This is a genomic window from Paenibacillus sp. NPDC055715, from assembly GCF_053617595.1.
In genome coordinates this window covers 14,628-29,972 of record NZ_JBSHGA010000002.1, presented here as the reverse complement: position 1 = coordinate 29,972, position 15,345 = coordinate 14,628, and the positions used below count along the sequence as shown (strand labels likewise).

Annotated in this window: 8 protein-coding genes and 1 pseudogene; 3 read left to right on the top strand and 6 right to left on the bottom strand. The window is 47.9% G+C overall.

The features are described from left to right. Positions 1-3,992, bottom strand: a pseudogene (locus ACWGOO_RS04425) (WIAG-tail domain); the annotation flags it as partial. 189 nt (positions 3,993-4,181) lie between these two features. Here ACWGOO_RS04425 and fabV point away from each other — a divergent pair. After that, positions 4,182-5,369 carry an enoyl-ACP reductase FabV gene (gene fabV, locus ACWGOO_RS04420; protein WP_452481620.1) on the top strand — a complete coding sequence of 396 codons (1,188 nt, stop codon included), beginning with the start codon at positions 4,182-4,184 and terminating at the stop codon, positions 5,367-5,369. Positions 5,370-5,528: 159 nt separating this feature from the next. Here the strand turns inward: fabV and ACWGOO_RS04415 are convergent, their stop codons facing one another. Then, complete coding sequence (locus tag ACWGOO_RS04415; RefSeq protein WP_452481619.1) at positions 5,529-5,744, bottom strand: hypothetical protein; 216 nt, start codon at positions 5,742-5,744, stop codon at positions 5,529-5,531. Positions 5,745-5,964: 220 nt separating this feature from the next. Here ACWGOO_RS04415 and ACWGOO_RS04410 point away from each other — a divergent pair, with 220 nt between their 5' ends. Together ACWGOO_RS04410 and ACWGOO_RS04405 are read left to right on the top strand one after the other, a co-directional pair. Next, positions 5,965-6,114, top strand: coding sequence for a helix-turn-helix domain-containing protein (locus ACWGOO_RS04410; protein ID WP_452482026.1), 150 nt, complete (start codon positions 5,965-5,967; stop codon positions 6,112-6,114). A gap of 222 nt (positions 6,115-6,336) precedes the next feature. Beyond that, the gene (locus ACWGOO_RS04405; RefSeq protein WP_452481618.1) at positions 6,337-6,924 is read left to right on the top strand and encodes a hypothetical protein; all 588 of its coding nucleotides are present in this window, start codon (positions 6,337-6,339) and stop codon (positions 6,922-6,924) included. A 9-nt stretch (positions 6,925-6,933) separates the two neighbouring features. Here the strand turns inward: ACWGOO_RS04405 and lpdD are convergent, their stop codons facing one another. From lpdD to ACWGOO_RS04385, 4 genes are all read right to left on the bottom strand, one after another. Beyond that, positions 6,934-7,284 (bottom strand): prenylated flavin chaperone LpdD, encoded by a 351-nt coding sequence (gene lpdD / locus ACWGOO_RS04400; protein ID WP_452481617.1) that lies wholly within the window; start codon positions 7,282-7,284, stop codon positions 6,934-6,936. Positions 7,285-7,616: 332 nt separating this feature from the next. After that, complete coding sequence (locus tag ACWGOO_RS04395) at positions 7,617-8,177, bottom strand: hypothetical protein (protein ID WP_452481616.1); 561 nt, start codon at positions 8,175-8,177, stop codon at positions 7,617-7,619. A gap of 817 nt (positions 8,178-8,994) precedes the next feature. Then, positions 8,995-9,234, bottom strand: coding sequence for a hypothetical protein (locus ACWGOO_RS04390; RefSeq protein WP_452481615.1), 240 nt, complete (start codon positions 9,232-9,234; stop codon positions 8,995-8,997). A 268-nt stretch (positions 9,235-9,502) separates the two neighbouring features. Next, entirely contained in the window at positions 9,503-14,995 is a 5,493-nt protein-coding gene (locus tag ACWGOO_RS04385) for a S8 family serine peptidase (RefSeq protein ID WP_452481614.1), read from the bottom strand. Between the last annotated feature and the right edge of the window lie 350 nt (positions 14,996-15,345).

Genomic DNA, 15,345 nt, shown 5'->3' with positions numbered 1-15,345 from the left:
ATGCTTTCCGCTTGAAGCGCACGACCGGATACGCTATCCGGGGCCAGATGGCTCGTAAGCACCGCCGAAGCCTGCAAATGGGCAGAGGTAACAGCTTCAGGGGCTAAATGGCTCGACTGGATCGCCTCTTCTGCCAGATGGTTCCCTTGCACAGCTTCGTCCGTAATGTGCCACGGCTGTACCGAGTGGGCGGACAGCTTGGTGGCCGTCACGCTCTCATCCGCCAGTTTGGCGGACGTAACAGACTCATCCTGCAAAACATCGGTTGATATCGCCTGTGATGCGATATGCACGCCCTGAATGATTCCAATGGGCAGATGGTGCGGCCGAATGGACTCCGGTGCGATGTGCACGGACTTCACTGCCCCCTCTGCTAGCGCTCTATCCTGTACCGCTCCAGATGCCAGATGCTGGGGGTGTACCGCCTGCGCAGACAGATGTGAAGGCCCAACGCTGCCTTCCGCGAGGTTCATTCCTTGCACCGAGCGTGCTGCCAGCTTTTCCGAGGTGATGCTTTCCGCTTGAAGCGCACGACCGGATACGCTATCCGGGGCCAGATGGCTCGTAAGCACCGCCGAAGCCTGCAAATGGGCAGAGGTAACAGCTTCCGGGGCTAAATGGCTCGACTGGATCGCCTCTTCTGCCAGATGGTTTCCTTGCACAGCTTCGTCCGTAATGTGCCACGGCTGTACCGAATGGGCAGACAGCTTGGCGGCCGTCACGCTCCCGTCCGCCAGTTTGTCGGACGTAACAGACTCATCCTGCAAAGCATCGGTTGATATCGCCTGTGATGCGATATGCACGCCCTGAATGATTCCAATGGGCAGATGGTGCGGCCGAATGGACTCCGGTGCGATGTGCACGGACTTCACTGCCCCCTCTGCTAGCGCTCTATCCTGTACCGCTCCAGATGCCAGATGGTTTCCTTGTACAGCTTCGTCCGTAATGTGCCCCGGCTGTACCGAGTGGGCGGACAGCTTGGTGGCCGTCACGCTCTCATCCGCCAGTTTGTCAGACGTAACAGACTCATCCTGCAAGGCATCGGTTGATATCGCCTGTGATGCGATATGCACGCTCTGAATGGTTCCAATTTGTAGATGGTGCGGCTGAATGGACTCCGGTGCGATGTGCACGGACTTCACTGCCCCCTCTGCCAGCGCTCTATCTTGTACCGCTCCAGCTGCCAGATGCCGGGTGTGTACCGCCTGTGCAGACAGATGCGGAGGACCGACGCTGCCTTCCGCGAGATTCATTCCTTGTACCGATCGCGCCGCCAGCTTTTCCGAGGTGATGCTTTCCGCTTGAAGCGCACGACCGGATACGCTATCCGGGGCCAGATGTCTCGTAAGCACCGTGGAGGCTTGTAGATGTACCGAGGTGACCGCTCCGGCTGCCAAATGCGCCGAATCGACAGCCGCCACAGCCAAATGATTGCTTTGTACAGCCTCGTCTGTAATGTGCCCGGACTGCACCGCATGGGCAGACAGCTTGGTGGAAGTTACGCTTCCCTCCGCCAGTTTGGCAGAGGTGACCGTTTCATCCTGCAAGGCCGGGGTAGCCACAGCCTGCAATGCAATGTGCTCCCCTTGAATGACTCCGTTTTGCAAGTGCTCCGATTGGATAGATTCGGGCGCAAGATGTGTAGACTTTACAGCGTTCTGGGCCAGCGCAGTTTCCTGTACCGCTCCAGCCCCCAAATGCTGGGTGTGTACCGCTTGCGCAGCCAAATGTGCAGGGCCGACGCTGCTTTCCGCAAGGTTGGTCGCTTGCACGGCCCGAGCCGCCAACTTCTCCGAGGTGACGCTTTCCGCCTGAAGTACATGACCGGACACACTATCCGGAGCGAGATGCTTGGTCTGGACCGATGCAGATTGCAAATGGTTGGAGGTGACGGATTCAGGAGCGAGATGATTCGCTTCCACCGCTTCAACAGCCAGATGATTGCTCTGTACTGCTTTATCTGTAATGTGCCATGGCTGCACGGAGCGTGCGGACAGCTTGGAGGAAGTTACGCTTCCCTCTGCCAATTTAGGCGCTGTAATCGCCAAATCATTAATTTTATCCGTAGCCACGCTCTCCGGCGACAGTTTCAACGAAGTGACGGCATGATCCTGCAAATGATGGGAGTATACCGCTCCACTCGCCAGATGCCCTGTTTGAACAGCGCCTTCACCCAATATGTCTGCGGTAACGGACTGCCCTTGCAAGGCCGAGGTTCCTACGCTGCCGTTCCCGAGATGTTCGCTCAGCACAGAGCTGGAGGCCAAATGTGCCGAGCTGACGGATTGAGCCTGCAATGCCTTTCCACCCACACTGTTGTCCGCCAGATGGTTTTCGCGAATAGCCTTGGGTGCAATGTGTACATCTGCAATTTCTTGAGGTGCAATTTTATTTCCAGTTACCGCTCCTGTGGCAATTTTGGTTTCCGTAACCGCTCCGTCAGCGATTTTGTCAGACTTAATAGCGTTCGAAGCAATGTGATTTTCCTTGACAGCCTGATTCGCCACATGATGATCCAAAACTGCGCCCTTCCCTAATTTCTCGCTCGTCACAGCCCCGGATTGCAAATGCCGCTCCGTAACCGCCTCCGATGCAATATGATCTTTCCGGATGATTTCGGACTGAAGATGTAAGGAAGAGACTGCCTCTGGGGAAATCTGAGGGCCTTGTATGGCTGCTGTAGCAATATGTCTGGTAAGTACCGCCTCATCGGCAATTTTGTGCGGTAAAATGCTCTGATCCGATATTTTGGATGAAGTGATGGACTGATCGACAATTTGCAACGAGCCTACAGACTGATCCGCCAGTTTATTGGACTGAATGCTCCGATCCGCCAGATGGCGGGCTGTCACTTGGCCGGTTCCAAGCTGCTCTTCCCCAATGGAGCCAGGACTCAGATGCTTCCTTTCAATCGCTCCGGCCTGAATATGCGCACTGGTGACCGCCTCAGGCTCCAGATGACGCCCGCTGACAACGCCTTCCTCCAATTGTTCCTTGCCCACAATTCCGTTGGATAGCTGCTTGCGGTTAATCGAACCGGGGGCCAGATGCCGGGAATTAACGGCATGCTCGGTCAGGTGTGCGCTCTCAATGCTGCCAGCCTGTATTTTAGTACCATCCACAGCCCCATCCCGCAGTTTGGAAGTGGTGACAGACTGATCTCCAAGCTTGGAACTGTCGACGGCCTCATTGGCCAAATTGTTAGATTGAATCGTACCGCTGCGAATTTTATCGGAGGTGACCGCCTGATCTTGAAGCATGTCTGGAGATACAATCCATTGCTTGAAGTGACGGCTCTCAATGGAGCCATTCGCAATATGATCGCCGCTGATAATCTTATCAGCCAGCTTTTCCGGAGTGATGCTGCCATCACGAAGTTTTTCACCACCAATAGAACGATCCTGCAATTTGCTGCCTGTCACTGATGCGTCCGACAGATGCTCCACCGTAATGGAATCCGGGGCAATCTTCGAAGAAGTCACTGCACGGTCGGCTATTTTAATCGTATGAACGGCATAATCTGCCAGGTTTTCCGTTTGGATGCTCTCTGGCTTCAGCTTACTGGAGTCTATGGAGCCGGGAGCAATCTTCTCCCCGGTTACAGCCAGATCGCTCAAATCGTCTGTATAGATGAAAGCATTATTTACATGCGGCGCTTTTTTATTATTCAAAATTTCCTCGACGTCAATTGGATCAGGCAGTAGCTCAGGCTCTTTGGGTTCCTCCATCGAAACTTCAATCTCTTCTGCAAACGCACTTTCAACCTCCGTCTCGTACTCGATATAGACTTCAGGCTCGACAGCTGTCTGTAGCTCCGGCTCCTCTGCCATTGGGGGAGGCGGAGAAGCAACTTGATGAAGTCTTGCTTCTGTCTCCCTCTCCGCAGGCTGTGGCTTCAAGCGCTGTATCATACTTAATTCATTCATATCCGGGTCAATTACACAATAGAGCGGCTTTTTGTTTCTGGTGGTTTTTCGGCTCTTGTTCTTCAAGCAGCTCTCTCCCTTCTCGTATTTATCGTTACAGCATCATATGCAGGCCCATAGGCACTTGCCACCCTGATAAGCGATACACTTTTTAGTGAAAGAATACTCACCTGAAATCCACGTTTGAAAAAATATTGTTAAAAGTTAAAATAGTAAGGGTGAAGATCGCTACATGAAGAGAGGAATTACAACAACATGATTATCAAACCAAGAACACGCGGCTTTATCTGCACCACTGCTCATCCGGTGGGCTGTGCCCAACATGTTCAGGAGCAAATTGACTATGTGCAGGCCCGTCCTGCTATCCAGGGACCTCGTAATGTGCTTGTGATCGGGGCATCTGCCGGATATGGCTTGGCTTCCCGAATCACTGCCGCATTCGGAGCGCGGGCCAATACGATCGGCGTATATCGTCCTAGTAACGCTACAGCCACACGAACAGCATCGGCAGGCTGGTACAATTCTGCTGCATTTGAAAAGGCTGCTCAGGAAGCAGGGCTTCGATCCTTTAGCGTGACAGGTGATGCCTTCTCGGATGAAATCAAAGCCAAAACGGTGGAAGTCATTCGCGAAGAGCTGGGACAAGTCGATCTGGTGGTTTACAGTGTCGCTTCCGGTCGCCGCACGAGTCCCCGCACAGGTGAAACGTTTAATTCCGTGCTTAAACCCATCGGAAAACCATACACAAACAAGACCGTCAACTTCCACACCGGCGAAGTCACCAGCGTTACTCTGGAACCCGCGACGGAAGAGGAAGTGCATGGGACTGTAGAGGTTATGGGCGGCGAGGACTGGCAATTGTGGATTGACGCCTTGCGTGAAGGCGGTGTACTGGCTGATTCCGCAACTACCTTCTCCTTTTCGTATATCGGTTCAGATATTACCCAAGCCGTCTACAGAGAAGGCAGTATCGGAAGTGCAAAGGATCATCTGGAAGCGACAGCACGTGAGCTGAACGATCAGCTGAAAGCCACAGGCGGACGCGCCTTCGTCGCAGCTACCAAAGGACTAGTTACCCAATCCAGCTCTGCCATCCCTGTCGTACCTCTGTATATTTCCGCTTTGTACAAAGTAATGAAGGAAAAAGGGTTACATGAAGGCTGCGTGGAGCAAAACTACCGTCTGTTTGCCGAGCGTCTGTATGCTCCGGAAACGCCAGTAGATGCAGAAGGACGTATTCGTATGGATGATTGGGAGCTGCGTGAAGACGTACAGGTAGAGGTTGCAAAAATATGGGACGAGCTGACGACAGACAATATCTACGAGCTGTCCGATCTTGAAGGATATCGCCACGAATTTTTCCAGCTATTCGGCTTTGAATTCGATGACGTGGATTATGAAGCTGACATTGATCCGATCGTGGATATTCCTGCCGTTCGCTAAGTCGTTTTAGTATCGTTGTTGTTATGTTAGAAAAGCAAAAAAGCTGTTCTCCGACAGAGGGTATTCCGCTCTGCGCGAGGACAGCAAAATGAAGCAAAAATTGCAATTTTAAGATTCATTTGACTCTAAAGGAGTCCCTGACCGGGTTCCTTTTTCTTTTTACTTCTTAGCAAGATGGAAAATAAAAAAAGCGTCGCTCTGAACGATTCGCTTCTTGTGCTTGACTCTTTGTAATTGTTCCTGCTTGGTTGGCTTCATTCGCACATGCTGCGATATCTCGCCATAATGACCATTTGTTTTGCGGCTCTGTACAGAGCCGTAGTTTCCGGCGTGCTTCGCCTTGCTTAGCGCTTTTTGTGTTTGAGTACGTGCCATACGGCTTTCACTCTCCTTGATTGGACTCCATTCATCATAGCATCTGGAATCCCAATCATTTGTCTAATTCAACTCCAATATATAAAATAACAATATATACGTTCTAGGATACCACAATCTTACAAATCAGGACAGCACTTATTTCGAGGTGAGTACATTACAGGATTACTTTCGAACCATTACAAATTACTTGGATAAAGAAGAAAATTTCGAAAATGAAATGTATAAAAAAAGTGAGCAGTACATAGCGATGAAGATTATTAACGACATATGCAATGCTCTAGAATGTGATCTTCCAGATGTAATTAGATTTATCCCTGACAATAATACCGACGAGCTTTTCAATAACGAAAAGACAGAGCAAGAATAAAATATGTTATATAAAACCGTTTCCTTACCGGAGGCGGTTTTTTTACACTCTAAATGGAGGAGAGAATTCTGGAAGGTGCATAATCTGCCTCTACTACTTGTTAAGCCTCTTAAACGTTCCGTCTTGTTTTCAGCACTTTTCGAGGTGATCGGGCATACAGTATTGTACCTATTACTGATAAAATGCGCTCCATGAGAGCATCCTGCCAAGGAGGTCTGAGCTATGGTATATCGTGCAACATCCCGCAGAAGGGGTTCGCCTCACAAACGCTTAAACGTTGACACACTTAGGAAAATATCCGCAAGCATGCTGTCATTTTACAAGGCCATTGCCACCCGTCGTCCTTTCGCCGTCCAATGGTCACGAGCTGTGGTGCATGGCAATTTGGATCGGATGAAGGCCCTTCTCTGCTCGGTAGCGCCATTTGCCGCAAAACAAGGATTAGGCACGAACGGCATCGGCTACTTTATTTCCTTTTTAGCTCAACCCCCGATGCTCTATTATACAAACGGAACGACGATTCCACCGGGTACGGTGCAGTTTACATTTGAACCGAGGGTTCACCGCGCCATCGCCAAAGCCGTTTTTCCGATGTATCTCGAATTGGCGCGCAATCGGTGCTTCGCGTCTGCTTTAGCCAAAGCTATCAATCGGAAAGACCAACGTGCGGTTACTCTGATGATTCGCAGCTTGATTCCATCCTCTGCACTGAAATCCGTACAAATCGAGGATCATGGCTTTGCGTTGCTTTTTAAGTATCCTTACAGTAAATATCCATACCGAAATCTGCTCATTCGGGAGTTTTCTTAAAAGAGGTGGCTACAGACGTTTTTGCTTGAGTTGATCGATCAGCTCTTTACCCAACTGTATAGCCATGTCCGTCAACATTCGAATTTCGTCCTTCGTTACATGGTCCATATGCGCCCCGCAACAAATTGCAAAGTTGCCCGCAAACTCTTTTCGCAAACGAACGGCAATTTCTTCGGTAATATAAAATTCCTTGTGGGCTTGCAATTGCACGGTTTGGATTGGCTCCAGTCTGGCTCCTGCTGTAATCGTTCCCAGATGGGGCTGATCGCCGCCGGAAATAAGTACGACCATGTCCTCTCCCATAAAATAGGCATCCAGCACAAGGCGGATACGTCCACATTCTTTTTGCAAATGAATCATATGATCCTCTCCTGTCTAAAAAATAATATTGTGAATACATTCACTTTAAATGTTTCTATTCATTCTATCGCTTCCAGAGCTGTTCCACAATTCAAAAAGACCCACAGCAGACCTCCGTAAATGGTGGCTTGCTGTGGGTCTTCTGACGCAGGGGATCCGAGCAGGCTGTCAATGTTTCAGCTTGTTACCGTTGCCTCGCTTAACAAGTGCCATAAAGATTATTGGCTTAGATACAGGAATTTTTATCGAATCTAGTTAGTATATATATTTGACGTTATAGCCACTTCATGTACTTTCAAAAAAACGCCCATAAATGTTGTTTGAAGAAGTATCTACTCGAAACAAGCTGAGTATATTTGTCCGATACTGAAAAAGCCTACAGCAGCACTAATGAGTTCTGGACCAGCATCTTTAGCTGAGTATGTTATGGCAAAAGTTAGCGCACGAGTTACACTATAACCATCTTCTCGAGCCATTTTAAAAGCTGGTACTAAATTTCCAATAAATTTAATAATTCCTCCACCTGCTTTAATCACGTCTTTGATTTTAGCAATTTTAGCAAAGGCAAATGCATTTTCAGCGATAGCTAAGCCAACTTCAGCAATACAACCTACAACCCCTTGAGGATTGTAGATATTTTTTCCATCCGTTACGAATGTCTTACCCGTATATTCACTTATCCACTTGGATGTTGCTTCAGGTCCTGCGTCCAAAACTTCCTGCGGCAGAGCATCAATTGCATAGAACAATTCTTCCAATTCAGCAAATTCAGTATCAGAATACTGGTACTTCGAACTATCAGATACGGAACTTGCAGAGGCATAACCCATAACATTAAGCATAACAATTAGTACTAAAAAGCTGGAAATAGACCTTCGTAGAACTGATTTCAATGAACATCTCTCCTTTTACTTTTTTTGGTACAAAATTATGTTATGCTAAATTATGGTATAATGCAATAGAGAAATCAAAATTTATGGAGGTTATGTAAAAGTGAACATGAAAATGTTATTTTCACTGATTGTTTTGGTTATTGCTATCATTGGGCTTTTTTTTACACAATTTAAAAATGAAAATATAAACATGATCTACAGTTTGACTGGTATTGTTTTAATTGTGATATTCTTTATACTTCTTTCAAAGAATGAAAAAAAGAAGAAATAGATTATTACATGTTTGTAATGGTCATTACTCCAATAGGGTCTATTGAAAAATCAAAAAGGTCGACACAATGGCTGGCCTGACCACCGGGGCGTTGTTGCCTCGGTGTGTTCTTTTATGAGATTTTCCATGATACAAATTTACCAAATCAAAAGTCCAAGACAGCTCAGATAACGATCAATTTTCGTTCAAATAACAGTCATTATTTTTTCCTTCTGTGATTATTTCGACGATTATTGACGAAATTATTATTTTGCTTGTTCTCTGGTTCGGGACCATTGTCATTATCATTTTTACTTTCTTCCAAATTTCTTTTTTATTTCATAAGCGCCCTCCACAATATAGTTGATTCTGGATATCCACATCAATCTACCCGCGTAAATAATCAGAAGCCCAACAATTAGAGCAAATATAATATATACGGAGGAAAAATTGTATCTGTAAATAAGCTACCTACTACATCAAAATACTTTTCTGGGCTGGGCTTTTTCTCGTTAATATCTATTACCCTAAGCGCCAAAGTTATCATGAATGTTAGAATAACAAGAATTACGAAAGGAAAGAAATCATCAATGAAAATACAAAACTCATCGTTTTATGAAAATCATATTGAGCGTTGATGTCTCCTTTCAAGTTTTGCAAATCTATTAAATCCAACTTAACCAGTTCTTCCTTCATTTCTGTAATACTTCCTAAACTTATAGAGCCTAGCCCCTTCACTACATCCATATTTCTTTCCGTAAGTCTTTCTGATGAATTTACTCGCAGAATTATAACCCATAAACCCATTTCCTTTTCTCTTAAAGAGAGATCCCCACTTAAATTACAATATAATCACCATCCCTTTTAAAAAAAGTAGATCGGCTATTAAACACCGATCTACAATATTGCTATGCCCTCATTTTCCTCGTTTATCACTATCAACCGTAATGGAGCTGCCAAGATTCCAGTTGCATACAGCCTTAATCCGTCTAAATGAGCTCGCCCTGAATGCTAGACAAGACCAACCTGATATTTTACCTTTTTACACACTACCTACTGGACGGAAACATAGTACCTATTTACGAATTGTGATGGTATGCGCAGCTTTACCGCTTGCGCCATTATTATCTGTCACCGTCAACTCCACGGTATACGTTCCAGATGTAGCGAATTTATGCTTTACCTTCGAGCCGGACGCTGTATCGCCATCGCCAAAGTTCCAGCTATAGCTGACGATTTTACCGTCTACATCACGCGAGGCTTTTCCGTTAAACTGTACGTTCTTGTTCCTCTTGGCTGAATCATTCGCCTGAATAATGGCTACAGGCTTTTCATTGGATGTAGGTGGATTCCCACCATCTTTCGTTACATACAATCTTCCGGATGCTTCTGTCTCCACTGCATTTCCTGCTGCATCCCTTACCCGGATCACGATGACTCCGCCTTTCAGGCTCAGAGAAGAGGAAGTGAAGTAAGTTCCTACATAATGACCTGACGAAGTTTCGTTTAACGGAATTTCGTTTCGGGCCAAGGTGGTCAGATTGAAAGGCAATTCCACATGGAAGGATGCCTCCAATCCGGACGCACTGTCGAAGGATACCTGCACCGGCTGCCCTGGACTGATACGTACATCCTCAGCAGGACTGATATTTTCCAGCTTCGGCAGAGCTGTATCGACATACACTGAACGGGTAACCGTCGTTACGTTCTTGGCAAGATCCTTGGCCGTTACCGTAATCTGATTTTCCCCTTTATTAACAAGCAGACGCTTGTTAAAGCTGCCGTCACTTCCAAATTCGGCTGGCTCACCGTTAATTGTCAAGTCGGTGAGGAACTCGTCGTACACCGTACCGGTTACACTGACGACACCCGCATTTGTACGAGCTCCTTCATCCGGCGAAGTCAAGATCAGACCCGGTTTAGTCTGGTCAAGTATGACAACCACTGGCTCGGAACGATCCGTCAACTTGCCGTATACCGCCGCCTGAACACTCAACGGATTGACACCCGGCTGAAGATTGACCGCCAGACTGAACTGGCGATCCTTCACCTTGGTTGTGCCAGCAAGTTGATTACCGTTAAAGAGCTGGATGTCCGCCCCGTCTGCCGGGGAAGTACCTGTAACGGTAATTGTCCCTTCCTTCGTATACGTTGCCTTCGTTGGTGTTGTAATCGTTGGAGTATTCACTGGATATCTGACGATCGCCCGGAGCATGTAATTGCCCTCCACCTCAGGCGATTGGCTCCATTCCCCGCCTACACCTTGCCAGCTACGAAGCGCATTCGGTCCACTCTCGTCTGAAGCAAGACCCGGCGACTGTCTGCCTACAGCAGACTGCGTATAGACGATGTAAAAGTCACCTCGAACCGTTACCGGCTCTGGGAGCTGTACTGTCGTCCATTGTGTTTCATCCCGAACGGCTGTGCCGTCAAATGGACCAGCCAGCAGACGTCCCGGTGCGCCTGCCGCACCAGATGCATCATATACGGAATATTTGAACGCCGTTCCTCCCGGATTCGGGAAGGTTGAATTCCAGAACCGCAGCGACGCTCCTGTCACTTGAGCCACCTCTGGCTCAGGTGTCATTCTGACTGCCCAGGAGTTGCCTGCTGTGTTAAAGACTCTGGCATTTTCCCCGGTACCGTCATCATAGGCGATGCCTCCCTGGAAGCCGATGAAAGGCTTCAATTTGACATTCGCTTCCACACTACCGTTCGGAGGTGCTGTGACAGTGATGCTGTCGCTGTAATAATTTTCCGCTGCCATAGATAATGTATAAGTCCCTTCCAGTACATCCAGCGTAAATTCTCCAGCCTCATTCGTCTCTACCGGAGCAATGCGCGCATCCTCCAGTACAAGCACTTTCGCTTTTCGGATCGGTTCACCGGATTGCTTATCGGTGATAACCCCGTGAATTGTACCATGAGGTACCGCTTGGAGACTAAAGTTCGCTCTCACCACTTTATTATTTTCAATGGTGACCTGTTTCGTTTGCGGCACATACCCGTAGGCTTCAGCCTTCAGCGTATAATCACCAGCTACGTGAGTGAAGCTGTATTTACCTGTGGTCGGGTCCGTTTTCACCGAGCGTCCGGTTTCCAGTACGGTAACCGTGGCGCTGGCTGGAAGACTGTCGAGACCGACACGTCCGCTGTCCACCGCTGTTTCCGCCGGCTTCACTTTTTCTTGGAATTCGCTCTTTTCCGTGCTTGTAATTTTGTACAGCGGGAATTGTTCTTCCGCTTTTTCCAGCTTGATATTCGACTCAGGTACTACATCTTTGGTCACTGCCGAAGCTGGAATACCCAGCACACGGAAATCGTCAATGTACCAGCCGTTTTTGTCCACACTGTTATCCGACTTCAAACGGAAGCGGAATTGAACCTCGTTGCCGGTATAGCTATCCAGATTGTAATAGACCGGAGTCCATTTTTTTCCGTTTGTGCTATGAGAGAATTTACCCAGTTCGGTCCAAGTGTCGCCATTATTTTTGGACACTTCCACATAACCATAATCATAGCCGCCCTCAATCTCAAACCAGTGGTTGAAGGTCAGTGTTGCGTTCCGTACACCATTCAAATTGATTTTTGGAGAAACCAGTGAAAAATCTGCTCCGTTCTCATAGTTTCCATCCAGATCGGTTGCCCATACGTTTGGTTGGGATACCGCACTCTCTGGTCCCACTTCTTTGGGGATGCCGCGTTCCCATTCATCCTTGGTACCGGAATGTGTCCAGCCATTATCCGAGCTGCCGTCAAAATGATCGCTATACAGCGTATCCGGCACGTCTACTCTCAGAGAGACCTCCTTTGACTTGACTCCCTCATTACCGCTGTAATCCTCGGCCGCCACTGCATAATGGTAGGTCGAGCCGCCGACCGTGACCGTATCAGTGAATGTCAATCCAGAGGTTGTACCGATGGAAGTATAATTTTTGCCTGATTGGGTGGAACGGTACAGCTTGTACTGCTTCACATCCTCATCGGAGGAAGCATTCCAGGCCAGCGCAACGTTGCCAACATTATCCGCTTCGGCAGTCAAATTACCTGGCGCGGCAGGTGCAACGGTATCCAGTTCTTGAATTGACAGGTCGTCGATGTACCAGCCATCTTTCACAATCGTATTATCACTTGTAAAGTTGAACATAAGGTATACCTTTTGACCCGCAAATGCTCGCAAATCAAGATACTGTGTTTTCCAGCCGTTGCTGGTGCCGGTAAACGATAATACCTGCTCAAATGCATTCTGACTATTCGTAGTCGCCACATACACTTTGCCGAAATCAGAATTGTTTTCAAGATCGTACCAATGCTTGAAGCTAACGAGTGCCCCTTTCGGGCTCTCAGTCAAATCAATCGGAGGAGCCACAAAATAACTGTTGGAATTGGCCTGATATTGACCTTCAAGATTGGTCGCGATAACTTTCGTTCCCGATGCTGCGCTTCCAGGGCCACTTACCGGGGTTCCCCATTTCCAGACACTGCCCTGTCCGCCGATATTGATACCGACAATGTCTTTTTCAAAATCCTGTGTGTAGCCAGGTTTGATGCCTTTGGAGACATTCACCTTGTATACTTCCGTTTGAAAACCGTTATTACCGTAATCATTTACACGAATATAGTATTCCAGACCGGCGCTGTTCACCAAAAAAGTCGGGATGGACGCTTGATATGTACCGTCTTTGCTGTCTCCGGAGGTTCGTTCCAACGGAATATATACATAGTTCGATGTACCCGCTGTTTTGGCAAATGCCTCAACGGCTGTCACGCCGACATTATCCGTTACATGAGCAGTCAGAGGTATATCAATACCCTCGTAAGCCGCAGCAGGCGGTGTATGTTCCAGAACAGGCGCTTCCAGATCGTCTCCACCTGTTACAACTTTACCGGATACGGAGCCCAAGCCCTGAATGACAGAGCCGACTGCATCCAGCGCATTAATGACACCATGTCCATAGCCATTGTTTGGCGAAGTAGGATATGTGCTGTCTGTGCGCGGTGTAGCTGTATTCATCAAAATTTCCTCCAGTTGATCCACGGTAAGCGAATGATTCGCTTGCAGCAACAGAGCCGCAAGTCCCGCTACATGAGGTCCCGCCATGGAAGTACCGTTATATCCGTCTTTATAGGCGCCTCCGGCAACGGATGATCGAATATTTACCCCCGGTGCGGAAACTTCGGGCTTCACTTCACCATATGGCGATGGTCCCCGCAGAGAAAAGCTGGCCAGTTTGTCATTGAGATCGGTTGCTCCGGTGGCAAAGGATTCCGGATAATTGGCCGGATTCGCTACCGATGCAGGTCCGCCCGGATTGGAAGGGGAGGTGTTACCTGCTGAGAATTCAGGGAATATTTGGGCACCCCTCCATGCTTGAACTACAGGTCGGAACCATTCATCCAGGCCGGGTCCGCCGCCCCACGAATTGTTCACCACGTCCGGTGCAAGCTCTGGATGAAGGTTACCTTGGGCATCCCTTGGCGCAAGCAGCCATTGACCGCCGTCGAGTATAATTGCATCCGTCGTTTCCGGATTAAAAATCCGAACCGCAATCCACTTCGCGCCAGGCGCAACGCCGACCCGGTTCGTTCCATTTTCCTCGGAGCCGACCATCGTTCCCATCGTATGCGTACCATGAGAATCGGCTTCCTGATCGACCGGAAGGGGGGCATGACTATGCGGATCGTACCAGCTCAGCTCGGGATTCACGACATTACCTGCCGCGTCCAGACCACGCCATTTGCGATGAAGGGCCGGATGAGTATAGTCTACGCCTGTATCGAGATTGGCGACCACGATTCCGGTTCCGTCGATTCCTTTTTCCCACACTTGGGGTGCTTTAATATGGGATATATTCCATTCAACAGTAGACGGGTCTACAGCGTTCTTACCTGCATTGCCGGGCTTCGCCGATGTTTTACTATCGTTCTTCTCCAGCTCTACATCTTTCTCTGTCGTTGCAGATTTTACCGTGTCTGCTGTCGCTTTTCCGGCTATTTTGGCGTTTGCTCCTTCTGCCTGCTTGTCAACCGTCACCTTTTGCAGATAACGTGTTTCATTCGGCAAAATTTTGTCTACCTCAGGCAGCTGAGAAATATGGTCCAGCACCTCCTTGGTGCTTGTGACCGCCAGGGCATTGACAATAAAGTAGCTTTTATATTCCTTCACTCCACCGCTCTCCGATTGCTTATCCAAATAATTTTCAAGCCCATATTGGGTTCTTGAAGCGGTTTCGCGTAGAGAGCTGATCACATTGCTGCGGACAGCCATTTTGGCAGCGGAGGGTGTTATTTTCTCAAGCGAGGCCTTTTGGAGAGCATTTTTGGAAACCTTGTTTGTGTCTACCTGTTCTTTTAATTTGACCAGATATGTTACATAGTTATTCTCCCCAAACTGTTTGGTCAGTTTAGGGGATACCTTTGCGGTCGTTACCACGTGCGAGCCTGATTTCAGCTCCAGTTTGGAGCCATCCGGTGTGTTATTTGCCAAAGCAGGTTGGACAAAAGAAAAGGCCATAAGCAAAGATAGTCCGATAGATAGCGGTTTCTTGAATCGTTTAGGTTTAATCAATTATTTCTCCACTCCTTTTACTAGGTTTAATATTTCTGGTATAACCTGTGCGAGAGTAAGACCACATACCTTGCTTTGCACAGCAAATCTACGGGCTGCGCAACATGATATGGTTGGCAACCACCTCCTTCATAGAATATAAAGGTATAAAAGGATTTGGAATTTCTTGGGTGAATTTATTTCATAGGTGAGTTTACGAATCCATAATAGCAAGCGATGAAATTCAGTAGATACCAAGGAGAACAAGCAGGAACCCTTCGAAGAAAGAACATGTTATATCGTTACATTTTATATCAAAAATTGATATATAAACATATATTATGGATAGTATAAAGTTATCAAAACAGATA

Excerpts from the sequence above, each read along its gene's own strand:
- lpdD (WP_452481617.1), bottom strand. The coding sequence starts at position 7,284 with ATGATTCATTTGCAAAAAGAATGTGGACGTATCCGCCTTGTGCTGGAT.
- ACWGOO_RS04390 (WP_452481615.1), bottom strand. The coding sequence starts at position 9,234 with ATGGGTTTATGGGTTATAATTCTGCGAGTAAATTCATCAGAAAGACTT.
- ACWGOO_RS04405 (WP_452481618.1), top strand. The coding sequence starts at position 6,337 with ATGGTATATCGTGCAACATCCCGCAGAAGGGGTTCGCCTCACAAACGC.
- ACWGOO_RS04415 (WP_452481619.1), bottom strand. The coding sequence starts at position 5,744 with ATGGCACGTACTCAAACACAAAAAGCGCTAAGCAAGGCGAAGCACGCC.
- ACWGOO_RS04410 (WP_452482026.1), top strand. The coding sequence starts at position 5,965 with ATGTATAAAAAAAGTGAGCAGTACATAGCGATGAAGATTATTAACGAC.
- fabV (WP_452481620.1), top strand. The coding sequence starts at position 4,182 with ATGATTATCAAACCAAGAACACGCGGCTTTATCTGCACCACTGCTCAT.